The organism is Aeromicrobium sp. Root344 (assembly GCF_001425755.1).
Lineage (GTDB): Bacteria > Actinomycetota > Actinomycetes > Propionibacteriales > Nocardioidaceae > Aeromicrobium.
Window position 1 is genome coordinate 3,497,262 of sequence record NZ_LMDH01000001.1, and the last position, 24,044, is coordinate 3,521,305.

29 protein-coding genes and 1 tRNA gene are annotated in these 24,044 nt (G+C 69.8%); 2 read left to right on the forward strand and 28 right to left on the reverse strand.

Annotation, left to right across the window (positions count from 1 at the left end):
* Window positions 1-5 precede the first annotated feature (5 nt).
* Genes ASC61_RS17285 through ASC61_RS17295 form a run of 3 tightly spaced genes read right to left on the reverse strand, consistent with a single transcriptional unit; the run spans window position 6 to window position 2,466 of the window.
* Window positions 6-1,034 (reverse strand): LLM class flavin-dependent oxidoreductase, encoded by a 1,029-nt coding sequence (locus tag ASC61_RS17285; RefSeq protein WP_082530738.1) that lies wholly within the window; start codon window positions 1,032-1,034, stop codon window positions 6-8.
* Window positions 1,035-1,093: 59 nt separating this feature from the next.
* Window positions 1,094-2,236, reverse strand: coding sequence for a hypothetical protein (locus ASC61_RS17290; protein WP_056214072.1), 1,143 nt, complete (start codon window positions 2,234-2,236; stop codon window positions 1,094-1,096).
* Entirely contained in the window at window positions 2,233-2,466 is a 234-nt protein-coding gene (locus tag ASC61_RS17295; protein WP_056214075.1) for an RNA-binding S4 domain-containing protein, read from the reverse strand. Before ASC61_RS17295 ends, ASC61_RS17290 begins: the two co-directional genes overlap by 4 nt.
* A gap of 50 nt (window positions 2,467-2,516) precedes the next feature.
* Between ASC61_RS17295 and ASC61_RS17300 the strand changes: the two genes are divergently transcribed.
* Entirely contained in the window at window positions 2,517-3,170 is a 654-nt protein-coding gene (locus ASC61_RS17300) for an HAD-IA family hydrolase (RefSeq protein WP_056214078.1), read from the forward strand.
* On the forward strand, window positions 3,167-3,532 hold the full coding sequence (locus tag ASC61_RS17305) for an RNA-binding S4 domain-containing protein (RefSeq protein WP_056214081.1): 366 nt from the start codon (window positions 3,167-3,169) through the stop codon (window positions 3,530-3,532). The genes ASC61_RS17300 and ASC61_RS17305 overlap by 4 nt, the downstream gene beginning before the upstream one ends.
* Here the strand turns inward: ASC61_RS17305 and ASC61_RS17310 are convergent.
* From ASC61_RS17310 to ASC61_RS17430, 25 genes are all read right to left on the reverse strand, one after another.
* Complete coding sequence (locus ASC61_RS17310) at window positions 3,529-3,927, reverse strand: NUDIX hydrolase (RefSeq protein ID WP_200935477.1); 399 nt, start codon at window positions 3,925-3,927, stop codon at window positions 3,529-3,531. The genes ASC61_RS17305 and ASC61_RS17310 overlap by 4 nt on opposite strands.
* A complete protein-coding gene (locus ASC61_RS17315; RefSeq protein WP_056214087.1) occupies window positions 3,924-4,520 on the reverse strand; it encodes a TIGR00730 family Rossman fold protein in 597 nt (198 codons plus the stop codon). Before ASC61_RS17315 ends, ASC61_RS17310 begins: the two co-directional genes overlap by 4 nt.
* A 28-nt stretch (window positions 4,521-4,548) precedes the next feature.
* A complete protein-coding gene (locus ASC61_RS17320) occupies window positions 4,549-4,908 on the reverse strand; it encodes a hypothetical protein (protein WP_056214089.1) in 360 nt (119 codons plus the stop codon).
* A gap of 91 nt (window positions 4,909-4,999) precedes the next feature.
* Window positions 5,000-5,073, reverse strand: a tRNA-Pro gene (locus tag ASC61_RS17325).
* Window positions 5,074-5,127: 54 nt separating this feature from the next.
* Window positions 5,128-6,453 (reverse strand): ribosome biogenesis GTPase Der, encoded by a 1,326-nt coding sequence (gene der / locus ASC61_RS17330; protein WP_056214093.1) that lies wholly within the window; start codon window positions 6,451-6,453, stop codon window positions 5,128-5,130.
* Window positions 6,446-7,135: a lysophospholipid acyltransferase family protein gene (locus ASC61_RS17335; RefSeq protein ID WP_056214096.1), complete on the reverse strand. Its 690-nt coding sequence runs from the start codon at window positions 7,133-7,135 to the stop codon at window positions 6,446-6,448. Before ASC61_RS17335 ends, der begins: the two co-directional genes overlap by 8 nt.
* Window positions 7,132-7,794 carry a (d)CMP kinase gene (gene cmk, locus ASC61_RS17340; RefSeq protein ID WP_082530739.1) on the reverse strand — a complete coding sequence of 221 codons (663 nt, stop codon included), beginning with the start codon at window positions 7,792-7,794 and terminating at the stop codon, window positions 7,132-7,134. Before cmk ends, ASC61_RS17335 begins: the two co-directional genes overlap by 4 nt.
* A gap of 13 nt (window positions 7,795-7,807) precedes the next feature.
* Window positions 7,808-8,878: a prephenate dehydrogenase gene (locus ASC61_RS17345; protein WP_056214101.1), complete on the reverse strand. Its 1,071-nt coding sequence runs from the start codon at window positions 8,876-8,878 to the stop codon at window positions 7,808-7,810.
* Window positions 8,875-9,600 carry a pseudouridine synthase gene (locus tag ASC61_RS17350; RefSeq protein ID WP_056214104.1) on the reverse strand — a complete coding sequence of 242 codons (726 nt, stop codon included), beginning with the start codon at window positions 9,598-9,600 and terminating at the stop codon, window positions 8,875-8,877. The genes ASC61_RS17345 and ASC61_RS17350 overlap by 4 nt, the downstream gene beginning before the upstream one ends.
* Entirely contained in the window at window positions 9,593-10,288 is a 696-nt protein-coding gene (gene scpB, locus ASC61_RS17355) for an SMC-Scp complex subunit ScpB (protein ID WP_200935478.1), read from the reverse strand. Before scpB ends, ASC61_RS17350 begins: the two co-directional genes overlap by 8 nt.
* Window positions 10,281-11,186, reverse strand: a complete 906-nt coding sequence (locus ASC61_RS17360) for a segregation and condensation protein A (protein WP_056214105.1) — start codon at window positions 11,184-11,186, stop codon at window positions 10,281-10,283. Before ASC61_RS17360 ends, scpB begins: the two co-directional genes overlap by 8 nt.
* Entirely contained in the window at window positions 11,183-11,530 is a 348-nt protein-coding gene (locus ASC61_RS17365; protein WP_056214109.1) for a hypothetical protein, read from the reverse strand. The genes ASC61_RS17360 and ASC61_RS17365 overlap by 4 nt, the downstream gene beginning before the upstream one ends.
* Complete coding sequence (locus ASC61_RS17370) at window positions 11,515-12,363, reverse strand: ParA family protein (RefSeq protein WP_056214112.1); 849 nt, start codon at window positions 12,361-12,363, stop codon at window positions 11,515-11,517. Before ASC61_RS17370 ends, ASC61_RS17365 begins: the two co-directional genes overlap by 16 nt.
* A gap of 118 nt (window positions 12,364-12,481) precedes the next feature.
* Complete coding sequence (gene xerD / locus ASC61_RS17375) at window positions 12,482-13,408, reverse strand: site-specific tyrosine recombinase XerD (RefSeq protein WP_056214114.1); 927 nt, start codon at window positions 13,406-13,408, stop codon at window positions 12,482-12,484.
* Window positions 13,405-14,016, reverse strand: a complete 612-nt coding sequence (locus ASC61_RS17380; protein ID WP_056214117.1) for an NUDIX domain-containing protein — start codon at window positions 14,014-14,016, stop codon at window positions 13,405-13,407. Before ASC61_RS17380 ends, xerD begins: the two co-directional genes overlap by 4 nt.
* Entirely contained in the window at window positions 14,013-15,689 is a 1,677-nt protein-coding gene (locus ASC61_RS17385) for a CTP synthase (protein WP_056214119.1), read from the reverse strand. The genes ASC61_RS17380 and ASC61_RS17385 overlap by 4 nt, the downstream gene beginning before the upstream one ends.
* Before the next feature lie 139 nt (window positions 15,690-15,828).
* Entirely contained in the window at window positions 15,829-16,713 is an 885-nt protein-coding gene (locus ASC61_RS17390) for a copper transporter (RefSeq protein WP_056214122.1), read from the reverse strand.
* Entirely contained in the window at window positions 16,710-17,885 is a 1,176-nt protein-coding gene (steA, locus tag ASC61_RS17395) for a putative cytokinetic ring protein SteA (protein ID WP_056214125.1), read from the reverse strand. The genes ASC61_RS17390 and steA overlap by 4 nt, the downstream gene beginning before the upstream one ends.
* 88 nt (window positions 17,886-17,973) lie before the next feature.
* Entirely contained in the window at window positions 17,974-19,659 is a 1,686-nt protein-coding gene (gene recN, locus ASC61_RS17400) for a DNA repair protein RecN (RefSeq protein WP_056214128.1), read from the reverse strand.
* Entirely contained in the window at window positions 19,659-20,573 is a 915-nt protein-coding gene (locus ASC61_RS17405; RefSeq protein WP_056214131.1) for an NAD kinase, read from the reverse strand. Before ASC61_RS17405 ends, recN begins: the two co-directional genes overlap by 1 nt.
* Window positions 20,570-21,412 carry a TlyA family RNA methyltransferase gene (locus tag ASC61_RS17410; protein ID WP_056214135.1) on the reverse strand — a complete coding sequence of 281 codons (843 nt, stop codon included), beginning with the start codon at window positions 21,410-21,412 and terminating at the stop codon, window positions 20,570-20,572. Before ASC61_RS17410 ends, ASC61_RS17405 begins: the two co-directional genes overlap by 4 nt.
* A 4-nt stretch (window positions 21,413-21,416) precedes the next feature.
* Window positions 21,417-21,659 (reverse strand): hypothetical protein, encoded by a 243-nt coding sequence (locus ASC61_RS17415; RefSeq protein WP_056214139.1) that lies wholly within the window; start codon window positions 21,657-21,659, stop codon window positions 21,417-21,419.
* Window positions 21,656-22,675, reverse strand: a complete 1,020-nt coding sequence (locus ASC61_RS17420; RefSeq protein ID WP_056214140.1) for an HAD-IIA family hydrolase — start codon at window positions 22,673-22,675, stop codon at window positions 21,656-21,658. Before ASC61_RS17420 ends, ASC61_RS17415 begins: the two co-directional genes overlap by 4 nt.
* Window positions 22,672-23,010: a single-stranded DNA-binding protein gene (locus ASC61_RS17425; RefSeq protein WP_056214143.1), complete on the reverse strand. Its 339-nt coding sequence runs from the start codon at window positions 23,008-23,010 to the stop codon at window positions 22,672-22,674. The genes ASC61_RS17420 and ASC61_RS17425 overlap by 4 nt, the downstream gene beginning before the upstream one ends.
* A 73-nt stretch (window positions 23,011-23,083) precedes the next feature.
* Entirely contained in the window at window positions 23,084-24,019 is a 936-nt protein-coding gene (locus tag ASC61_RS17430; RefSeq protein WP_056214146.1) for a hypothetical protein, read from the reverse strand.
* Between the last annotated feature and the right edge of the window lie 25 nt (window positions 24,020-24,044).

The window sequence follows — 24,044 nt, forward strand, 5'->3', positions numbered from 1 at the left end:
GGACTCTAGAGCGCTGCCCGTACGAGCGGCACGACCTCCCGGCCGTAGAGCTCGATGCTGCGCATGAGCTTGTCGTGCCCCAGCGTGCCGTTGCTGAACTTGAGGTCGAACCGGTCCATGCCGAGGATCTTGGTGTTGCGGACGATCTTGTCGGCGACGGTCTGCGGCGACCCGACGTACAGCGCACCCTCCGGTCCGGCCGAAGCCTCGAACTCCGTGCGGCTCGCCGGCGGCCAGCCCCGCTCGCGCCCGATCCGTGTGCGCTGCACCTCGTAGTGCGGCCAGAGCTCGTCGAGCGCCTGCTCGTCGGTGTCGGCGACGTGCCCCGGCGAGTGGACGCCGATGGGCAGCTGTGGCTTGCCGAGCTGCTCGAGCGCCTGCCGGTAGAGGTCCGCGTACGGCTTGAACTGCGCCGGCGGTCCGCCGATGATCGCGAGCATCAGCGGGATGCCGTAGCGGGCGGCGCGGATGACCGACTCCGGGCTGCCGCCCACACCGATCCAGGTCGTGAGGCTGCCGGCAGCTGTCTTGGGGAACACCTCCTGGCCCTCCAGCGGTGGCCGGAGGTTGCCCGACCACGTGATCGGTCCCTCCTCGCGCAGCGCGGCGAACAGGTCGAGCTTCTCGCTGAACAGCTCTTCGTACTGGCCGAGGTCGAATCCGAACAGCGGGAACGACTCGGTGAACGACCCGCGCCCGAGAATGACCTCGGCACGACCGTGGGAGAGCGCGTCGAGCGTCGCGAAGCGCTCGTAGACGCGGATCGGGTCGTCCGAGCTCAGGACCGTGACCGCGGTGCCGAGGTGGATGTTGGTCGTCCGCGCGGCAATCGCAGCGAGCACCACCTCAGGGGCGGTGACCGCGAAGTCATCGCGATGGTGCTCCCCCACGCCGAAGAATGCGAGTCCCAGCTCGTCGGCGAGCACCGCCTGGTCGACGATGTTGCGGATCACCTGGTCGTACGGCAACGGCGTGCCGTCGTCGCCGAACGTCACGTCGCCGAAGGTGTCGAGACCGAGCTCGAGCTGTGCCATGTCATCTCCCGGGTTGAGGTACGCCGGTTCAACACCGCGCCCTGCGGCGCTGTTCCCGGTCAGGATGCCGGCCGGAGCAGTCCGCCGGCGACGTCGCCGGTGTTGTTGTCCGCGTCGGCCAGGAATCCGTCCAGCCCCTCTCGTCTGCCGTCGTGCAGCCACTCCAACGGCGTCTTCAGCACGTTGCGGTCAGCGCGCCGAACGATCCGGTCGTCGCGCCCCTGCCACCACGTCTCGGTCCGTTCGCTGCCCGCAACCTTCGACCACGCGCCGTCGCGGTAGGTCCAGGTGCCGTGCTGCTTCGGGATGCACGCGAGGTCGCCCGTCACGCAGCTGCCTTCGTAGCGCACCGCCACGGTGCCGCCGACCTTGTCGAGCCGGGTGATGCGCCATTGCTTGCTGTAGCCGGGTGGAGCGCCGTACGTGCCGACGATCTTCCCGTCGGCGGGATCGATCTCGACGACGTCCTGCCGCACGACGCAGCCGCCGCAGGGCTCACCCCGGTGCTGCTGGACGGCCAGCAGGCTCCGGCCGTCCGCCGAGACTCGCAGGCGGGTGATCCGATCGCCCTTGAGCACGTCGGAGGTCGAGCCATCAGCGGCGATGCGCATGACGCCGTACGACAGTGTCTTCTCCTCGTTCTCCACCTCGCTGAATCGCACGAAGGTCGCGCCGTCGACCGTGACGGGCCGCGCGGCGTACGAACGCACGACCTCGCCGCTTCCCTTCGACCGTGGCTTGGTCGGCAGGGTCACGACGTGCCGCGTGGTGAGCGCGAGGTTCCAGCGCAGCAGCCGGTGTCCGTCGATGTACGAGATGCTGGTCGTCGCGTCGTCGGGCAGGTCCAGCTGGCCCGTGATCGTCGAACCGCTGAAGGTGCCGCGCACGGGGTCGTAGAGGCGATGGACCTGCGCGAGGTAGCCGGGTTCCTTGCGCTCGACCGCGAGGAGCACCTGGCCGGTCGGCAGCCAGCGTGCGCCGACCGCGTGAGGCACGACATGGTGCTGATCGCCGGCGGTCACCAGCATCCCGCTTGGAACGACGGTTGCGGTCTGCGGCGGGACGATCGTCGACGGAACCGCGGACGCCTGGCTGTCGAACACCGCGTCGGTCGCGTCGTCGCCGCGGACGTACAACGTGACGGCGAGCGCGATGCCGAGCACCACGACCAAGGCGGACAGCAGGCTGCGCGAACGGTTCACCCGACGCGTGCCGCGAGTGTCGTGCCGGGCAGCTGCACCTCGATCAGCATGCCCTTGGCCAGCTGTCGCCCGCGCCGGGTCTCGACCTCACCGTCGACCCTGACGTCGCCGCCCTGGATCAGCTCCCCCGCCGCGGCGCCGGACTCGGCGAAGTTGGCGAACTTGAGGAACTGTCCAAGCCGGATCATGTCGCCCGTGATGGGCACGATCTCGATGTCGTCGGAGGCCATGCGCCCAGCCTGCCACGGCTGGCGTCCGGCTGCGTGCGAGGATCGATGACATGGAGCAGACGGTCCGCGCCCGAGCCGTGATCTTCGACATGGACGGCACGCTGGTCGACTCCAACGCCGTGGTGGAAGCCATCTGGCGAGCGTTCGCGGAGCGGTTCGGCCTGGTGGTCGCCGACGTGCTGGGCTTCTCGCACGGTCGGCAGACGAGCGACACGGTCCGCCGGTTCGCCCCGGCCGATGCCGACCACGAAGCTCTCGCCGCCGAGCTGGCCGCGACCGAGGTCGAGACGCCCGACGGGATCGTCGAGGTCGCGGGCGCCGCGGCGTTCGTCGAGTCGATCCCGGCTGGACGCACCGCCCTGGTCACGTCGGCGCCGCTGCTCCTCGCCAAGACCCGCATGGCCGAGGCAGGCGTGCCGATGCCACCCGTGGTCGTACCGGCTGAGGACGTCGCCCATGGCAAGCCGGACCCGGAGGGCTACCTGCGCGCCGCCGAGCTGCTCGGGGTGCGACCGGAGGACACCGTCGTGTTCGAGGACGCCCCAGCCGGCATCGAATCGGCTCGCGCCGCGGGCGCGCAGGTCGTGGTCGTGGGTGACTACGCGGGCCCCGTCGCCGCAGGACTCCCCGCGACGCCCGACTTCGCCTCCGTACGCGCTGCCGTCGAAGGCGACGAGATCGTCATCACCTGGGCCGCCGCATGACCGACACCGCCCGGGCCGACGTGTGGGTGTCGTCCGTACGCCTCTACAAGACGCGTTCCCTCGCGTCCACGGAGTGCAAGGCCGGCCACGTACGCATCAACGGCGCCAAGGCGAAGCCCGCTCAACCGGTCAAGGTCGGCGACCGCGTCGAGGCGCTCACCGAGGGCGGCCTGCGGATCGTCGTCGTCACCAAGATCATCGTCAAGCGGGTCGGCGCGGCGGTCGCGGCGGAGTGCTACGAGGACCACACTCCCCCGCCGCCGCCCAAGGAGGAAGTCGCGATCATGCCCCGACGTGACCGTGGCGCGGGACGACCGACCAAGCGCGATCGTCGAGCCCTCGACCGGTTGCGCCGGCGCTAGACGAGCAGCGGCAGCAGCGCCCGGCTGCTCAGCGGCGCCAGGTCGATGTCGCCCGGCGCTGCGGGGTCGACCCAGATGCTCTCGGCGATCTCGGCGGCGACGACCGGGGCCGCGGCGTCGATCGTCAGCGTGAAGACCTCGGCGAGCACCCGGTGCCCGGGCTCGTTGGCCGCGTCCTCCTCGAACGTGCCCAGCCAGGTGAAGTCCTCCGCCGCGAGCTCGAGGCCGAGCTCTTCGAACAGCTCACGCCGCAGGCAGTCCAACGGGCTCTCGCCGGCCTCGATCTTGCCGCCGGGCTGCATGAACACCGTCGTGTCGTGCTTGCGGACCATCAACGCCCGCCCCTCGGCATCGACCGTCAACGCCGCCGCCACGTGGATCACGGGCAGCGTCACGGCTGAGGCACTTCCTCGTTCGCCTTGCCCCACTTGTCGGTCCACGACGGCGGCGCCGCGAGCATCGTCAGCAGCTCGTCGAGGTTGTCGGAGAACGACACGATGCCGGACTGCTCCTGCCGTACGAACCCGGATCCGACCATCCTGTCCAGCAGGTCGCGCATCGGCGCCCAGAACCCTGCGACGTCGAGGAACCCCGACGGCTTCTCGTGGATCGTCAGCTGCGCCCACGTCCACTGCTCGGCGATCTCCTCGAGCGTGCCCGCGCCTCCCGGGAGCGCGATGAACGCATCCGACAGCTCGGCCATCAGCGCCTTGCGCTCGTGCATGGACTCGACGACGTGCAGCTCGGTCAGCGCATGGTGGGCGAGCTCGCGGTCGTCGAGCTGCCGCGGGATCACGCCGATGACCCGGCCGCCGGCCTCCAGCGCGGCATCAGCGACGGTGCCCATCAGGCCGACGTGACCACCGCCGTAGACGACCGTGATGTCGCGCTCGGCGAGCGTACGCCCGGTGAGCCGGGCCGCCTCGGCGTACGCAGGGTCGTTGCCGAAGCTGGAGCCGCAGAAGATCGCGATGGCGCTGAGTGACATGCGCCAATCGTGGCAGACGAGGTGAGCGCTACTGCTCGCGCTTCCACGTGCCGCGGCCGAACATCCGGCCGAATCGGTCAGCGAGCGACGTGCCGGTGTCGTCCCTCGCATCCGCGCGGAAGACCGGCGAGTCGTCGGGTTCGGGCAGCTGCGCCGCCTCGTCGGCGGTCAGAGACGTGCGCACGTACGCCGTCGTGATCGTGCCCACGTGGTCGGCGTCGACGAACCGCGTACCGCTGGAGGTCTCCACGACGATGCCGTCGAAGACGCTGACCTCCTCGACCACGAGCACGGCGGCCACCGTGCCGAACTGCTGACCGTCGCTGGACTGCACCGGCGTGCCGGGCTCGAGGGCGGTGTACGCGATGGGCGTGGGCTCGTCGGTCATACGGCAACTGTAGGACGGCCCCGGTGGGACGAGACGAAGAACGCCGATGGTCGTCGGGTGACGTCCATCGGCGTTCTCGTGATCTCAACGGTCGGGCTGACAGGATTTGAACCTGCGACCCCCTGACCCCCAGTCAGGTGCGCTACCAAGCTGCGCTACAGCCCGTTGTACCGAAGAGGAACTTTACCGCAGCGTGCTGCGCGTCCCTGCATCGGTCTTTCAGCGGCGCTCGCGCTTCTTGCGCGGGCGCTGCTGCAGGTGGATCGGCGACCCCACGAAGCCGAACTCCTCGCGGAGGCGGCGCTCGATGAATCGCATGTATGACGCCTCGAGCTTGCCCGAGGTGAACAGCACGAACGTCGGCGGCGCCGTCGACGCCTGGGTGCCGAACATGATCTTGGGCTGCTTGCCACCGCGCACCGGGTGCGGGTGCTCGGCGACGAGGCGACCGAGGAACGCGTTGAGCGCCCCCGTGGTCACGCGGGTCTCCCAGCCCTCGAGCGCGGCGTCCAGCGCGCGTACGAGCCGGTCGATGTGCCAACCCGTGCGCGCCGTGATGTTGATCGTCGGCGCCCACGGCACCTGGACGAGCTCGCGCTCGATCTCGCGCTCGAGGTAGTAGCGGCGCTCCTCGTCGACGAGGTCCCACTTGTTGAACGCAACGATCAACGCGCGGCCGGCCTCGGCGACCGAGCTGATGATGCGGGTGTCCTGCTCCGTGAGCGGCTGGCTGCCGTCGATGATCACGACGGCGACCTCGGCGCGGTCGATCGCCGAGCTGGTGCGAAGGCTGGCGTAGTACTCGTGCCCCGACGCATCACGTACGCGCCGGCGGATGCCTGCGGTGTCGATGAAGTTCCAGGTGCGCCCGCCGAGCGTGACGATCTCGTCGACCGGGTCGACCGTGGTGCCGGAGGCATCGTCGACGACGACCCGCTCCTCGCCCGCGAGGCGGTTGAGCAGGCTCGACTTGCCGACGTTGGGCTTGCCGACGATCGCGACGCGGCGGGGGCCCTGCGGAGCGTCGAAGTCCTCCGGCGGCGGGCTGGGCAGTGCCTCCAGCACGGCGTCCAGCATGTCGCCGCTCCCCCGGCCGTGCAGGGCCGAGACGGGGTAGGGCTCGCCGAGCCCGAGGTTCCAGAGCCCGGCGGCTTCAGCCTCGGTGCGCTGATCGTCGACCTTGTTGGCGGCGAGCACGACGGGCTTCTTGGCCGCGCGCAGGATGCGGACGACCTTCTCGTCGACGTCCGTGATGCCGACCGTCGCGTCGACGACGAACAGCACGGCGTCGGCGACCTGGATCGCGATCTCGGCCTGTGCGGCGATCCGCTCGGCAAGTCCGCGGGCGTCTGGGTCCCAGCCGCCGGTGTCGACGACCGTGAACGCTCGACCGTTCCAGTGTGCGTCGTACGAGACGCGGTCGCGGGTCACGCCGGGCACGTCCTCGACGACGGCTTCGCGGCGACCGATGATGCGGTTGACCAGGGTCGACTTGCCGACGTTGGGGCGCCCGATCACAGCGAGAACGGGTACAACGTCAGCCATCGGAGGATCCTGTCGGAAGAGGGCCGGGGAGGTCGCGCTGGAGCACTGACTTGGCCCGGGAGACATGAGCACGCAGGTGATCGTGGATCCGATCACCCGCGTCTGCCATTGTCCCACGATCTCGCGGCCAAACCTGCATCGGCAGCTGGATGGGCGCTCCGTAGACGATGTCCAGGCGCGCACCCTTGGCCGGCCGGGCGTCCGCGGCCTCGCCGGCCAGCCGGGTCCCGAAGATCGCGATCGGCACGACCGGGGCACCCGAGACGAGCGCCAAATAGGCCACGCCGTTCTTGAACACGTCGAACTCTCCGTTGCCACGGGTCGCCTCGGGATAGACCAGGACGACCTGACCAGCCGCGAGAGCCTGCACCGATCGGCGTACGGCGCCGGTGTCGTTGCGCGTGCGGCTGACCTTGATCTGGCCGACGAACGTCAGCAGGCGGCCGGTACGCCCGTGGAACTCCTCTTCCTTGACCAGGGCGTGAGGCGCCCGCGGCGCGGTGATGAACAGCAGCGGACCGTCGAGCCAGCCGATGTGGTTGCTCGCAAGAATCACCGGGCCCGTACGAGGGACGTGCTCCAGCCCGTGCTCATGGATGTCCCAGCGCCGCCGGAAGTGCCCGCGTGCGAGGCGGCGTACGAGTCGCAGCCCGCGCTCGGGCAACCCGTCGGCGGAGGTCATCGTGCCGCGTCGACGATCCCGACGATCGTGTCGATGACCTCTTCGAGCGTCAGGTGCGTGCCGTCGACCACCACGGCGTCGTCGGCCTTGGCCAGCGGCGATGCCGCCCGGGTCGAGTCGATCTCGTCGCGTCGGGCCAGCGCCAGCTCGGTGGCGGCGGTGTCGCTCGCACCGGTCTCGGCGGCGCGACGGGCGGCGCGAGCAGCGGGATCGGCCACGAGATAGATCTTCACCGGCGCATCCGGGGCCACGGTCGAGCCGATGTCACGGCCCTCGACCACGATCCCGTCACTCTTCGCGATCGTCGCGCGCTGCAGGTCGACCAGCATCTCGCGGACGTGCGGGACCGCGGCGACGAGGCTGACCGACCCGGTGACGTCGTCGCCGCGGATCGGACCGGCCACGTCGATGCCATCGACGTGGATCGTGGGGGCGAGCGGATCGGTGCCGGATGTCAGGCGTACGTCATCGGCTGCCCTGGCGATCGCCTCGGGGTCCTGCAGGTCGACCCCACGCTCCAGGAGCGCCCAGGTCATCGCGCGGTACATCGCACCGGTGTCGAGGTAGGCCAGCGACAGCCGGTCGGCGACACCTCGAGACGTGCTCGACTTGCCCGAGCCGGACGGCCCGTCGATCGCCACGACCAGGGACTTGCTCACGTGTGCCACTCCTTCAGCGGTATGCGGCCCAGCCGCGGGCGGTCAGGGCCTCGACGAGCGTATCGGCCGAGGTCGCCACGACGGCGATCTCGACCTGTCCGACCGGGCGGCCGAGCTCGTGGTCGATGCGGATGTCCTCGATGTTGACCCCGGCCTCGCCCGTGTGGGCCATGAGGCGGGGCAGCTCGCCCGGGCGGTCGGGCACCGACACGAAGACCGTCGCCAGGTCGGCGAGCTTGTCGCCGTGCTTGCCCGGGATGAGGCGGGTGCCGTCCTGGCCCGACTGCAGCACGCGGCCCAGCCGGTCGGTGTCCGCGCCGATCGAGTCGATGACGCGGTCGAGGTCCTCGCGCACGTGTTGCAGGACGGCGCGAACCTGGCCGGCGTTGGCGCCGAGGATGTCCTGCCAGAGCGCGATGTCGCTGCCGGCGATGCGCGTGACGTCCCGCAGCCCCGGCCCCGCGAGGGCGAGGTGCTCGCCCGGCGCACCGTTGAGCTGCGCCGCGGTGAGCACCGACAGGATGTGCGGGACGTGCGAGACAAGTGCCACAGCGCGGTCGTGGTCGGGCGCGTCCATGACGAGCGGCACTCCCCCGACGAGCTCCGCGAGCTGCACCACGAGGTCGATCGCGTCCTGATCGGCGCCGTCGGCCGTGGTGACCGCCCACGGCCGGCCCTCGAACAGTCGCGCCGAGGCGGCCATCGGCCCGGAGCGCTCGCTGCCGGCCATGGGGTGACTGCCGACGTAGCGCTGGCTGCCCGTCTCACGGCCGATCTGCTGCTGCAGGTCGGACTTGACGCTGGCCACGTCGGTGACAGCGGCCCCCGGCCAGTCGGCCAGCACGCGGCGCACGGTGGCAACCACGTCAGCGGGTGGTACGGCGACGATCACGAGTGACGGGGAGTCGACCGGCTCGGCGGTGCCGGCCCCGCGCGAGACCGCAAGCTCGAGGTTGGACATACGGATGTCCTCCAGGTGCACCTTGACGCCGGCCTCGGACAGCGCGAGCGCCGCGGACGTACCGATGAGTCCGCAGCCGATGACCAGGACTGGTCCGGGCAGCCCAGACGGGGAAGAAGTCACTGGTCAACGCTATCGAACAGGGCGCCGAGCTCGTCGCGGGTCAGGTCGCGCATCGCGCCGGAAGCGAGGCCGCCCACGTGCAAGGGCCCGAACGCCGTCCGGCTGAGCTCCCGCACGGGGTGTCCCGCAGCATCGAGGAGCCGGCGCACGATGCGGTTGCGGCCCATGTGGATGTCGAGCTCGACCAGCGAGCGCCCGCGGGAGGTGTCCTTGACCAGGAAGCGGTCGACCTGCGCGGGGCCGTCGTCCAGCTCGATTCCGGCCTTGAGCCTGGCGCCGACCCCCTCCGTCACGGTGCCGTCGACGAGCGCGACGTACGTCTTGGTGATCTCGAACGAGGGATGAGCGAGCTTGTGCGCCAGGTCGCCGTCGTTCGTCAGGATCAGCAACCCGGAGGTGTCGGTGTCGAGGCGGCCGACGTGGAACAAGCGGTCCGCACGCCCGGCCACGATCGACGACAGGTCGGGCCGGCCGCGCTCGTCGGCCATCGACGTCACGACGCCGCGCGGCTTGTTGAGCATGACGTACGCGTGGTCGTTGGGCGGCGGGATGCGCTTGCCGTCGACCCGGATGACGTCGGTCAGCGGATCGACGCGGGCGCCCATGACGTCGATGACCTCACCGTTCACCTCGACACGACCCTGGGCGATCATGTCGTCGCAGCGCCGGCGGCTGCCGAGCCCGGCCTGCGCCAAGACCTTCTGCAGGCGGATCTCAGCCACGCGCGTCGTCGTCTTCGTCGGTCTCTTCTGCGACTGCCGCAGCCTCTGCGTCGCCGATCGAGTCCTGATTCGCAAGCTCGCCCAGCGCGTCCTCGGCACCCGAGAGAACCTCATCCTCCATGTCCTCGAGCTCCGGGAGGTGGCCGGCGATGTCGGGCAGCTCCTCGAGGCTGCCAAGACCCATGCGCTCGAGGAAGTAGCTCGTCGTGCGGTAGAGGATCGCACCGCTCTCGGCGTCGACGCCGTCCTCCTCGATCAGGCCGCGGGTCACGAGCGTACGGACCACGCCGTCGACGTTGACGCCACGGATCGCCGAGATGCGCGAACGGCTGATGGGCTGCCGGTACGCCACGACAGCCATCGTCTCGAGGGCGGCCTGCGTCAGCCGGGCCTGCTGGCCGTCGAGGATGAAGCGCTCGACGGCGCCCGCGAACTCCTCGCGGGTGAAGAACCGCCATCCACCGGCGATGTTGCGCAGCTCGAAGCCCCGACCCTGCTCGGTGTACTCAGCGGCGAGCTCGCCCAGCGCCTGCTCGACGTCCACCGGCGGGTGACCGACGGCCTGGGCCAGCGTCAGGTGGTCGAGCGGCTGGTCGGCAACCATCAGCACAGCCTCGAGGGCGGGCCTCAGGTCGAGCATCTCCAGCTCGAGCTCGTGCGGGCCGGTCGGTACGTGCTGGTCAGTCATCACTGCTCTCACGGTGTTCAGGGGTCTCGTCGGCGATCGGCTCGTCCGCCGGCTGCTCATCGTCGACCTCGATCACGGCGACGTCGTCGGGCGCCACCATCGGTTCGTCGAACTCGTCGCCGACGTCGATGTCGCCGTCATCGGTGCCGGTCCAGCGTACGTGCAGGTCACCCAGTGGCGTCGCCTGCTCGAACGCGATGACGCCCTCGCGGAACAGCTCCAGCACGGCGAGGAAGCGGGCGACCTTGGTCATCAGGTCCGGCGCGTCGGCGGTCAGCGCCCGGAAGGTCATCTCACCCTTGCGACGCAGCTGGTCGACGACGAGGTGTGCCTGCTCGCGCACGCTGACCTGCGGCGCGTGGAGGTGCGTCAGCGAGAGGATCGGCACGGGCTTGGCCTCGAACGCCTGTGCCGCGAGCTGGGCCAGCTCGTCGGGACCGATCGAGATCAGCACCTCGGGCAGCAGGTCGGCGAACCGCGGCTCGAGCGTGACGATCCGGGGGAACCGCTTCTGCTCCTCGGCCAGCCGCGCTGCGATCACGCCGGCGACCTGCTTGAACGCGCGGTACTGCATCAGGCGGGCGAAGAGCAGGTCTCGCGCCTCGAGCAGCGCGAGGTCCTCCTCGTCCTCGACCTCCGCCTGCGGCAGCAGCCGCGCGGTCTTCAGGTCGAGCAGGGTCGACGCGACGAGCAAAAAGCTCGTGGTCTGCTCGAGATCGTCGCCGAGCTCCTTGATGTACGCGATGAAGTCGCTGGTCACCTTGGAGAGGGCCACCTCGGTGATGTCGAGCTGGTGCTTCGAGATGAGCTGCAGCAGCAGGTCGAAGGGGCCTTCGAAGTTGGTCAGGCCGACGGAGAACCCGGACGGTGCGGACTCGTCGACGTCCGCGATCGTCACGACTCGCTCAATCGCCGGGCGACGTCACTGTCGGTGCCGCGCGCCTCGAGGTCGGCGAGCGCCACGGCCAGGGCAGCGCGGACGAACCGGCCGCGGTCGACGCTGCGACCGAGCTCGCTGCGGAGCTTGAGCCTGGCCTGCTCGACGGCCAGCAGCTCGGCGGCCGTGACGTAGACCGTCATCTTCTCGTCGTGCTTGACCCGGCCGCTGGCCGCAACGGCAGCGCCGGTGTCGCTCTCCTCGGCTGCCGGTGCGGGTGCCGTGGCACGGAAGAGCTCGTCGACCCCGGGCATCGTGGGCCGCTTGCCGCTGCCGCCCGACGACGGTGTCACGCCTCGGGGCATCGAACGAGAACCTCCCTCGCGAGCTGCCGGTAGGAGTCGGCGCCAGGCGATGTCGGGGCGTACTCGGTGATCGGCTCCCCCGCGACCGTGGAGTCGGAGAACTTCACGGTGCGTCGGATGACGGTGTGGAAGACCAGGTCGCCCCACCCCTCGACGAGGGTCGCCAGGACCTCCTTGCCGTGCAGGGTGCGGCTGTCGTACATCGTGCCGAGCAGGCCGATGATCTGCAGCTCGTCGTTGGTGCGGTCGCGGACTTTCTCGATCGTGTCCTTGAGCAGCGCGACCCCGCGCAGGGCGAAGTACTCGCACTCCAGCGGCACCAGGACGCCGTCAGCGGCGGTCAACGCGTTGACCGTCAACAGTCCCAGAGACGGCTGGCAGTCGATCAGGATGACGTCGTAGTCCTTGCGGACCGCCTTGAGGACCCGCGCCAGCACCTGCTCGCGGCCGACCTCGGTCACGAGCCTCATCTCTGCCGCGGACAGGTCGATGTTGGACGGCACGAGGTCGAGTCCGTCGACCGCCGTCGGCATGATCAGGTCCTTGATCGAGATCTCCCGGTCCATCAGGACGTGGTAGATGCTCTGGTCGAGCTCGTGGGCGCTGACGCCGAGGCCGACGGTCATCGAGCCCTGGGGATCGAAGTCGACGAGCAGCACCTTGCGGCCGGTCTCGACGAGGGCCGCACCGAGGTTGATGGTCGTCGTGGTCTTGCCGACGCCACCCTTCTGGTTGCACATCGCGATGATCGTCGCGGGCTGCCCGGGCTTGCGCGGCTGGGGCTTCGGGAAGTTCGGCATCGGCCGTCCGGTCGGTCCCAGTTCCTTGCTCATCAGCTACCCCTGCACTCGAACTCGACCGGCGGACGAGCGTCACTCTACCGCGAAAAGTCGACTTGGCGACCGCCCTCGAGGACTCGATCGGTGAGCCTGCCGAGATCGCAGCCAGAACCTATCTCGAGGCCCGCGGATGGGCCGTCGCATAGATCTCGCGGAGCTTCTCGACGGTGACCAGGGTGTAGATCTGCGTCGTCGTCACCGAGGCGTGCCCCAGCAGCTCCTGGACGACCCGGACGTCCGCTCCGCCGTCCAGCAGATGGGTGGCGAACGAGTGGCGCAGCGTGTGTGGCGAGACGTCCACGGCGATGCCGGCCCGCCGGGCCGCTCGCGTCAGGACGGTCCACGCACTCTGCCGTGAGAGTCGCCCGCCGCGGGCGTTGAGGAACACCGCAGGGGTGCTGGTCCGGGCCGACACCAGTGCCGGGCGTGACGCAGCCAGGTAGTCGAGCAACGACTGTCGGGCGTACGACCCGAGGGGCACGATGCGCTGCTTGCCGCCCTTGCCGCGCAGGAGCACGGTCGACTCCTCGAGGTCGAGGTCGTCGAGGTCGAGCCCGACCGCCTCGGAGATCCGGGCGCCTGTGCCGTACAGGACCTCCAGCAGCGAACGGTCACGTGACGCGAGCGTCGTGCCTGGCGCACCGGCGGCGTCCAGGATTGCCTCGATGTCCGACAGCGGCAGCGCCTTGGGCAGCCTGGACGCGGGGCGGGGCGGCTTCACCGCGGCCGTGACGTCCGTGGGCACGATCTGCTCCCGCAGCAGGAAGCGGTGCAGCCCACGGACGGCGACGATCGTACGAGCGGCGCTCGCGGTGCCGAGCGACACGTGATCGGGGTCGCCCGTACGGAGTGCGCCGAGAAAGGCGGCGATGTCGTTCTCGGTGATCGCAGCAGGATCCGTGAGCTCACGCGCATGCAGGAACTGCAGGTAGCGCCTCAGGTCACGGCGATAGGAGTGGAGCGTGTTGTCGGCGAGGCCCCGCTCGACGCTCAGGTGGCTCAGGTAGTCCTGGACCGCCCGCTCCACGTCCGTCGTCATCTGGTGCGCAGCACCTGTGCGGCGAGGATGCCCGCGACCGTGAGCGAGTCGGTGATGCGGCCGGAGAGCACGGCATCGACGGCATCGTCGAACGGCAGCCACCACTGCGCCATGTCGGCCTCCTCGGCCTCGCGCTGCGTACGGTCGGCGTGCGGCACGGCGCTGAGGTCGGTCGCCTGGAAGACCTCCCACGCCTCGGTCGAGTAGCCAGGCGTCGCCAGCAGGTGCAGGATCGACTCCCACTGCTCGGCCACGACATCGGCCTCCTCGGCGAGCTCGCGGATGGCGGCGTCGAGCGGCGCCTCCCCCGGTACGTCGAGGGTGCCGGCGGGCAGCTCGAACAAGCGTCGCCCGACGGGGTGGCGATACTGCTCCACCAGCAGCACCCGGTCGTGCTCGTCGATCGCCAGGACGCCGACCGCACCATTGGGCTGCACCACCGCGCGGGAGTGCTCACCACCCGTGGGATCCACGATCGTGTCGAGGCGCAGGCTGACGTAAGGGCTCTCGTACTTGAGGTCGGTGCCGCTCACCGGCCAGGCCTGGTCGGAATCGGCCAAGGATCCCGGATCGGCCAGCTCACCCGGCAGTCGCGGGTGGTTCGTCATGCGGTCGCGCTCGCCTGCTCGTCGACCGGCAACCGCAGCTCGAGCTGGCGGGCCAGGGCTGCACCGATCAGGCCGGAGAACAGCGGGTGCGGCCGGGTCGGCCGCGAACGCAGCTCCGGGTGGGCCTGCGTGGCGACGTAGTAGGGGTGCACGTCGCGCGGCAGCTCGACGAACTCGACGAGGTTGGCGTCCGGTGACGTGCCGCTGAACACCAGGCCCGCCGCCTCGAGCTGTGCCCGGTAGGAGTTGTTGACCTCGTAGCGGTGCCGGTGGCGCTCCTCGACCTTGTCGGCGCCGTAGACCTCGGCGATGATGCTGCCGGGCTGGAGCTTGGCCGGATAGAGGCCGAGCCGCATCGTGCCGCCCAGGTCGCCGGCGCCGTCGACGATCGCCAGCTGCTCGGCCATCGTGGCGATCACCGGGTTGGGGGTCTGGGGGTCGAACTCCGAGGAGCTCGCGCCCTCGATCCCGGCGACGTTGCGGGCGTACTCGATGACCATGCACTGCAGGCCGAGGCACAGGCCGAGCACCGGGATGCCGCGCTCTCGGGCGTACGTCAGGGCGCCGAGCTTGCCCTCGATGCCGCGGATGCCGAAGCCGCCGGGCACGCAGATGCCGTCGACGTCGTGGAGGTTCTGGGCCGCACCGGAGGGCGACTCGCAGTCGTCCGACGGGACCCAGCGCAGGTTGATCTTGGCGTCATGGGCGAATCCGCCGGCCCGCAGCGCCTCACCGACCGAGAGGTAGGCGTCGGGCAGGTCGACGTACTTGCCGACGAGCGCGATCGTGATCTCCTCCGCCGGGTGGTGCACGCGGCGGAGCAGCTCGTCCCACTGCGTCCAGTCGACGTCGCGGAACGGCAGGTCGAGGCGGCGCACGACGTACGCGTCGAGGCCCTGGCTGTGCAGGACCTTGGGAATGTCGTAGATCGATGGCGCGTCGCTCGCGGTGATCACGGCTTCCTCGTCGACGTCGCACATCAGCGAGATCTTGCGCTTCATGTTGACCGGGATGTCACGGTCGGCCCGGCACACGATCGCGTCGGGCTGGATGCCGATCGACCGCAGGGCGGCGACCGAGTGCTGCGTCGGCTTGGTCTTGAGCTCGGCCGACGGTCCGATGTAGGGCACGAGCGACACGTGCAGGAAGAACACGTTGCCGCGACCGACGTCGTGGCGCACCTGACGGGCTGCCTCGAGGAACGGCAGGGACTCGATGTCGCCGACCGTGCCGCCGATCTCGGTGATCACGACGTCGACATCGGGGCCGGCCATCGCGCGGATGCGGGCCTTGATCTCGTTGGTGATGTGCGGGATGACCTGCACGGTGTCGCCGAGGTAGTCGCCGCGGCGCTCCTTGGCGATGACCTCCTGGTAGACCTGTCCCGTCGTGACGTTGGCCTTGCCCGACAGGTCGACGTCGAGGAAGCGCTCGTAGTGGCCGACGTCGAGGTCGGTCTCGGCGCCGTCGTCGGTCACGAAGACCTCACCGTGCTGGAACGGGTTCATCGTGCCGGGGTCGACGTTGAGATAGGGGTCGAGCTTCTGCATCGTGACCCGCAGACCCCGCGACTTGAGCAGTCGCCCGAGGGACGAGGCGGTCAAACCCTTGCCGAGCGAGGATGCAACCCCGCCGGTGACGAAAACATGCTTGGTAACCGCGTTACCTGCCAAGGTGACTCCCGTGGTCGAAAACCGATGTCGAGCGCTCACGATGCAGGAATTGCATCAGGCCTCCACGGGATTCCAGCCTACCAACAGAACCCCCCTGGAGCCCAACGACACACGTGTCGGCTCGCCCACAACGCGTCGGTCAGCGCGCCGGCACGGCTCCACTGCCACTGCGAGACGTACCCCACGCACCCGGCTGCCCTTGAGCCTGCGCGGCCGCGACAAGGGCCGTGACGACGCGCCCGGCCGCGGTGTCCGTGACATCGACGGTCGAGACCTCGGTGGCGAAGTCACCGTCGCGTACTGCCTTGACCGCGCCCCCGTCCGTGCTGGATGACGACGGTCCAGCGACCACGACGCCCTTGCCGCTGCTGTTGAGCGCGCCGGCAAGCGCTGCGATGACGGTGCTCTGGTCGGATCCGCCCGTACGCTCCGGGCCTGCGACGAGCACGGCCAGGGTCGCGACCTTCTTGGGCGCGGCTGTCAGCGAGATGAGCTTGCCCTCGGTGAACGCCGAGCGGATGGTGCTGGCGGTCTGGTCGGGGGCCGCCGCCTTGTCGGCCAGCAGTGCGCGGCCGAGCGCCGATCCCACCCGGCCGTAGCTGTCTCCTGCGGCACTGACGCCCGGTACGTTCGAGGCTGCCTGCTGCGCCACGCTCTCGGCGAACTGACGCCCCGACGCGTCGAGGAGCTTGCTGGTGAGGCTGACCTCGCCGGTGACGTCGGCGCCGGCCTCCTCCAGGTTGGACGTGATGCCCCTGGTCTCTGCGGCGCTGGTGCCCGGCACGGTCAGCACGACGATGGTCTGTCCCTTGAGCTTGTCCTTCAGGAGGCCGGCTGACGTACGCCCGGCATAGCCGGACTCGAACGCGGCAAGTCCTGGATCGGTCGTGTCCTGGCTCGTGGTCGCGTCGCCGCGCAGCGAGTCCCCCGTGTCGTCGAGAGGCCCGGAGCCCAGCGCGACACCGGCCGCGAGCGCGATCAGGATCGCGGCGATCGAGACGAGGTGGAAACGGAAGTTGATCACGTGAAGAGTCCTTTGATCCAGGTGCCGAGATCGGCGAGCTGATCACCGAATGAGTCGAACCAGTCGTTGCCGACCGGGGTCACGGCGATCGAGACGGCCACGGCCGCAACGCCGGCGGCGAGCAGGAGCAGCACGGGCCACATCGCGAATCGCTGTGAGGTGAAGTGGTTGACGGCCTTGGCGTCGACGATCTTGGAGCCGGCCCGCAGCCGGGCGACGAACATGCGCGCCACCTCCGACGGGGGCCGCTCGAGGAACTTCGACAGTGTCGCCGGCGCCCCCACGTGCACGATGACCGCCGCCTCGTTGGTGTCGGCCAGCACGATCGCGAGGTCGTCATCGGCGCCGGACGACACGAACGTCACGATCTCCTTGCCGTGGCGCTCGAGTCGTTCGGGCGTGCCCACCGTGCCCGAGGACGTCGTCACCACGACCTCCCCAGCAGCGCGGATCGCGGCGTCCGAGAGGTTGTCGAGCGCGCCGATCACGAGGGCCGGGGTGTAGCCGGCCTTCAGCAGGATGTCGGCGCCTGCACCCGCGCCGATCAGCACGGGGTCGTCGTCGCGGATGTAGCGGCGCAGGCCCCGCAGGTCTGCTTCGTCGTCGTACGCCCGGGAGACCACGACAACCGCTCGGCCCCGCAGCTTCGTACGGATGCGCGGGACGTGTGCGCCGTCGAGCAGCATCGTCTGCTCGCGCTGGATGTGGTCGCTGGCGTTGGCGGCGAGCGAGTCCAGGCGGGTGGCCAGACCCGTCTCGGCCTCTGCCAGTGCCGCGGACGTCCGTGCGTCGTCGAGCTCGGTGCCACCGATCACGAGGACCTCGTCACGGAAGACCTTGCCGTCCTCGATCCGCACGCGCTCGCCGTTCTTGAGCTTCGACCAGACGGCGGCGTCCTCGAGGTCGATGAGCAGGATGCCGGCGTGGGCCAGCATCTGCGGTCCGACGTTGGGCACGCGGCCGCTGCTGGAACGGGCGGCGTTGAGCACGGCGCGAACGCGCTGATCGATGAGTTCTTGCGCCTGCCGGGCGTCGAGCTCAGGGCGGTCCACGACGGCGATGTCGCCCTCGCGAAGCGACGCGACGTCGCCCTCACGCTGCGCGAACCTCACCGTGCCGACCACCCCGGACTCGTCGGGCGTGCTGGGTCTCTTGTGCTTCCTGATGGACATCGCCGACCATGCTTCCCGCTGAGGCCGATCGATTTGCGCGCTCCCGCGGCGTGTCGTCCAAAAGACAGGATCTCAGGCAGAACTCAGGTCATCCTCGTGCGAGCTCCAGCAGCTCACGGGCGTGCGCCTGGGCGGTCGCCGAGTCCTCCTGGCCGGCCAGCATGCGTGCCAGCTCGTCGACGCGATCGTGGTCGTCGAGCTCGATGACGGCGCTGCTCGTGACCGTGCCGTCGTCATCCTTCGACACCACGAAGTGGTGATCGGCGAACGCCGCGACCTGGGGCAGGTGCGTCACGGCGATGACCTGCGCGTGCTCGGCCAGGCGCGAGAGCCTTCGGCCCACCTCGACTGCCGCCTTGCCGCCGATACCGGCGTCGACCTCGTCGAACACGAGGGTCGGCACGGTGGTGCGGTCAGCAAGGACGACCTCGAGCGCCAGCATCAAGCGGGACAGCTCACCACCACTCGCGCCCTTGTGCAGCGGTCGCAGCCCGGTGCCGCTGTTGGCCGCGAACAGGAACTCGACCTCGTCGATGCCGTGTGGGCCGGGGACGGCGTCGGCGCCGGAAGTCACCTGCACCTCGAGCCGCGCCGATGGCATCGACAGCTGCGCGATCTCGTCGTCGACCAGCGACGACAACCGCGCTGCGGCCTCGGTGCGGATCGCCGACATCTCGTGCGCCAGACGGTTCACCTCGGGGATGAGCTCGGCCTGCTCCGCCTCGAGGGCGGCCACCGACTCGTCGTCGTTGCCGAGCTCGCCCAGGCGGGCCGCGCTCTTCTCGGCCCAGGCCAGGACGTCGTCGAGCGTGGGGCCGTACTTGCGCTGCAGCCCCGCCAGCGCTGCTCGCCGCTCCTGCAGGGCAGCCAGCCGCTCGGGATCGAGCTCGACCCCGGCCGAGTAGGCACCCAGCTCTGCACCGACGTCGTCGATCAGGATGCCGAGCTCGAGGACGCGTTCGGCGAGGGCGTCGAGCGCCGGGTCGTGCCCCAGCCCCTCCCGCAACGCAGCGGACGCCTCGGCCACCTGCGTGCGAGCCGCATCGAGATCACCCTCACCGACGAGTGAACGGTGAGCGTGGTCGGCGGCGCGGGCGAGAGACTCCGAATGGGCGAGGCGGCCCTCCTCGACCTTGAGCTGCTCGTCCTCGCCCGCCTGTGGTTCGACGGCGTTGATCTCATCGAGGCCGAACTGGAGCACGTCGAGCTCACGCGCCCGCTCCTGGGCGTGAGTGCGCAGATCCTGCAACGTACGTTCGACCGTGCGCCACCGGGCATAGGCCGGCGCATAGGCCTCGGCAGCCGCCGCGAACGTCTCGCCGGCGAACCGGTCGAGCGCCGCACGCTGCTCAGCGGCACGGAGCAACCGGTGCTGATCTGACTGTCCGTGCACCGCGACCAGCTCGTCCGTCACGTCCGCCAGCAAGGCGGCCGGCACCGTCGCGCCACCCGCGATCGCACGCGAACGCCCCTGCGCCGACAGCACCCGGCCCAGGATCACGACGCCGTCGTCGATCCGTCCTCCCGCGTCCTCGATCGCAGCGATCGCCGCCGCGCCGGGTGGAACGCCGATGCTGGCCTCGACCCGCGCCTGGTCGGCACCACGACGCACGAGGCCGAGGTCGGCGCGATCTCCGCGCAACAGTCCCAGCGCGGTGACGACCATGGTCTTGCCCGCTCCGGTCTCACCCGTGATGACCGTGAAACCCTCCGAGAGCTCGAGCTCCGCGGAGTCGATGACGCCCAGCGACGACAGTCGCAGATGCTGCCACATCAGGAATCTCCTCTGCGGCGTTCGGCCGAACCGCGCCACCCAGCGACCGGCAGGTCGAACTTGCGGACCAACCGATCCGCGAACGACGCGGGCTGCAGACGAGCCAGACGCACGGGCGTCTTGCCCTTGACGACCTCGACCCGGGCACCGACCGGCAGATCGGCTGCCCGGCGTCCGTCGCACCACAGGACCCCCGTCGAGAGCTCGCCCACGACCTCGATGGCCAACGTCGAGTCCGGCGAGACCACGAGCGGCCGTGCGAACAGGGCGTGGGCACTGATCGGCACCATCAGCAGGGCCGAGACCTCGGGCCACACGATCGGGCCACCCGCACTGAAGTTGTAAGCCGTCGAACCTGTCGGTGTCGCGCACACGACACCGTCGCAGCCCCACCTCGACACCGGGCGGTCGTCGATCTCGACGACGATCTCGAGCATGCGCTCACGCGCGGCCTTCTCGACCGACGCCTCGTTGAGCGCCCAGTTGGTCGCCACGACCTCGCCGCCCACCGTGACGGACACGTCGACCGTGAGTCGCTCCTCGACGGTGTAGGTGCCGTCGACGACACCGCGAACCACGTCGTGCAGGTCCTCGACATCTGCCTCGGCCAGGAACCCGACGTGCCCGAGGTTGACCCCGAGCACCGGAGTGCTGGTGCCACGGCACATCTCCGCAGCACGCAGGATCGTGCCGTCTCCGCCGAACACGACAGCCAGCTCGCATCCGCTGGCGGCGCCCGGCTCAGCCTCGACGACACCAGGATTGTCCAGCCCCGCGGCTTGCAAGGTCTCGAGCTCGGCGTCGAGCACGCAGACGTCGACGCCCTCGGCCCGCAGGTCCGCGGCGAACGCAGTGGCGACCTTGCTCGCCTCCTCACGGGCGACGTGCACGATCAGCAGGACGCGGCGAGTCATGCGCCCTCCCCCGCCGTCGTGTCCAAAGGCCCCGCCGCCACAACGGCGTGCGCCGCATCCTCGCTGGGCGGCTCAGCGTCGCTGCGCAACCAGCAGAAGTACTCGACGTTGCCCGCAGGCCCCGGCAGCGGGCTCGGTGCCAATGCCTGGGTGCCCCATCCCTGCTCGTGGGCGGACAGGCACACACGATGGACCGCATCGGCGTGCAGCGCGGGATCGCGCACCACGCCGTTCTTGCCGAGGTTGCTCTTGCCCACCTCGAACTGCGGCTTGATCATCAGCACGATGTCACCTCCGCCTTCTGGGCTGCTCGGCTCGCACACCCTCGTCAGGGCAGGCATGACCACCGTAAGGGAGATGAACGACAGATCCGAGACGATCAGCTCGACCGGGCCGCCGATGTCGTCCGGCTCCAGATGACGAACGTTCGTACGATCGAACACCACGACGCGTTCGTCCGACTGCAACGCCCAGACCAGCTGGCCGTAGCCCACATCGACCGCACAGACCTGGCGCGCCCCCTTGCGCAGCAGGACGTCGGTGAATCCGCCCGTCGACGCACCGGCGTCGAGGCACCGTTTGCCGGCGACCGAGAGCCCCATCGGCTCGAACACGGCCAGCGCACCCAACAGCTTGTGCGCACCGCGTGAGGCGTAGGTCGGCTCGTTGCTCGCCCGCACGACGATGGCCTGGTCCGTGGTGACACCGGTCGCCGCCTTGGTCGCGAGCGATCCGGCGACCTTGACCTGGCCCTCCTCGATCAGCGTGCCGGCATGCTCGCGCGAGCGAGCCAGGCCGCGGCGCACGAGCTCGGCATCCAGCCGAAGCCGTCTGGTCACTCGGTCACGCGCTCTCGGGGAGGTCCCCGTCGCGGCCTGCGTTGGCCAGCGACTCGCGGAGCACACGGTGGATGGCGTCGAACTCCTCGGGATGCGAGGTGATCTCCAGGTCGTTGAGCCGGTCCAGACGCTCGAGCGCTTCGTCGATCGCGACGTGCCCGGTCGGCTCGATCGGCTCCGTCGCGGCCTGGTCGATCTGCTCGTGCTCGATGGCGTCGGGCAGGTCGGTGTCGGAGTACTCGCTCATGCCTTCAGTGTCCCATCCACCGTCACCGTGACGTCGGAGCGCTCACGCAATGACCACGCGAGTCCGATCACCGCACGCAGGGCGTCGGTGCTGCGTGGGTCGCCGGCCTCCACGCTCACCACGTCGTCGCGCACCAGGGCTGTCGCGGCTCCACAACGCGCCCGGTCGCTGTCGTACTCGACCTCGAGGTGCGGCTCGTTGAGCCCGGCCAGATCGGCCGACACGTACGTCGGCCGGCGCCGCGGCTCGGCGTCGATGATCTTCTGCAACGTGCTGACTCCAGTCAGCACGGCAAGGCTGTCCGTCCCGGCGTTGACCGCACCCTCGATGTCCGTGTCGAGACGATCGCCGACGACGAGGGGCCGTGCGCCACCCACGCGTTCCATCGTCTCGTCGAACAGCGCCTTCTCGGGCTTACCGGCGACCGTGGGCGTCGCGCCGGTCGCGTTGCGGATCGCCTGCACCAGTGAGCCGTTGCCGGGGGCGATGCCACGAGCGGTCGGGATCGTCAGGTCGGTGTTGCTGACGAACCACGGCAAACCGGCCTGGATCGCATAGGACGCCTCCGAGAGCTGGCGCCACCCCACGTCCGGGTGAAAACCCTGCACCACAGCAACCGGACCATCGTCGAGGCTCGTCACGCACCGCAGGCCGCGCTCCTCGAGCGGTGAGCGCAGACCCTCACCGCCTACGAGCAGCACCGGCGACCCGCTCGGCACGGCGTCCGCCACGAGGTGTGCCACGGCTTGCGCCGACGTCACCACGTCGCTGTCGGAGACCTCGGGCATCGCCAGCTCACGCAGGTGATCGGCCACCTCGTGCGAGGTCCGCGAGGCGTTGTTCGTGACGTAGGCCAACCGCATGCCTGCGCCGCGGGCAATCTCCAACGCCTTGGCTGCGCCGGGCACGGCGTCCTGGCCGACATAGACGACGCCGTCGAGATCGAGCATCGCCAGGTCGTAGACCGTGCTGAGCGACTGCGTCGTCGAGCCCAAACCGGTTGCGCTCAGAGTCATGCTCCCGAGGCTACCGCCGGCGCCGTGACCTTCCGGCAGGAGTCGACGTCCACCGACACGAAGCTGATCGCGCCGCGTGTGAAGCGCCGTCTCAGCTCGCCGCTCACCTCGACCTCGGCGCCGGCCTCGAGCCGGCTCACCGCTCGCCGCATCGCCGAGCTCCAGGCGGAGCACTCGATCGTGTCGACGACCTGCTTGGATCGTCGACGCGCGGCCGCACTGCGGCGGACGATCAGGCGGAACGAGACGACCTCGTCGCCGCTTGGAAGAATGCGAGTCTCGGGGTCTGCCGAGACTCGGCCCACAAGGTGTACGCGATTGTTGTCATCAGTCATGAAACGACGATGCCCCCTGCCAGCGGCAGGGGGCATCCATCACGTCACGAGTTGTGGACAAGCGCGACGTGCGTCAGCTCTGTGGACGCTTCTCGAGCTCGACCAGTCGCTCCTCGGCGTCGGTCTGCTTGTTGCCGTCGACCGCCACGGTCCGGTGGAACCATTCGATGGCCTCGTCGCGACGCCCGGCATCGAGCAGCGCATCGGCGTAGGCGTAGCGGAGACGCGGCACCCAGTCCGAACGGCCCTTGGTGTGGAGCGGCTCGGTCTCGAGCAGACGCACCGCGGCGTCGTACTGCTTCTGGTCACGACGTGCACCGGCGACCACGATCGACAGCTCGATCTGGCCGGCGTCGTCCAGATGACCGCGGATCTCCGGGGTGTCATAGGCGATCGCCTTGTCCGGACGCTTCAGGGCACGCTCACAGTCGGCCATCATCGGCGCATAGAGGTAGCCACCGGTCATCCGCCGGGCCGCACGGAACTCCGACAACGCCTCGGCGAACTTGCCCGCCGCATACGCCGTCTCTCCGCACGCCTCACGAACGAGACCGGTCCGCGTCGCGCGTGCCTTGGCAGCGAGCGCGTGCAGGTGTGCCGTCTCGGGATCCTCGGCGATCAGCAGACCGGCCATCACGAGGTGTCGCGCGACCTTGTCTGCGAGCTTCTCAGGAAGGCTCTGCAGCGCCTGCCGAGCGTGCTTGTCCAAGTCCTTGGCGCTGACGTCGTCGGGGATCGGCGGACCGTCATAGATCTTCTGGGCCGCGGTTCGGTCGCCCTCCTCCTGGCGTCGGTCGCGACGCGCCTCGTACGGCTTGCCGTCCCGACGCGCGTGCGTGGGCTTGCCACCCCGGGAATCGGCGGGCTTGCCGTCACGGCGCGAGGGATCTCCGCTGCCGCGCCGATCTCGTCCTTGGCCTGTGGGCGTGCCACCACGGGCACCGCCACTGCCGGCGCCTCGGCCAGCTGGTTTCCCGCCGTCACGGCGGGGGTTTCTCGACTCAGCCATGAGTCGTTCCTTCCATCAAGATCCC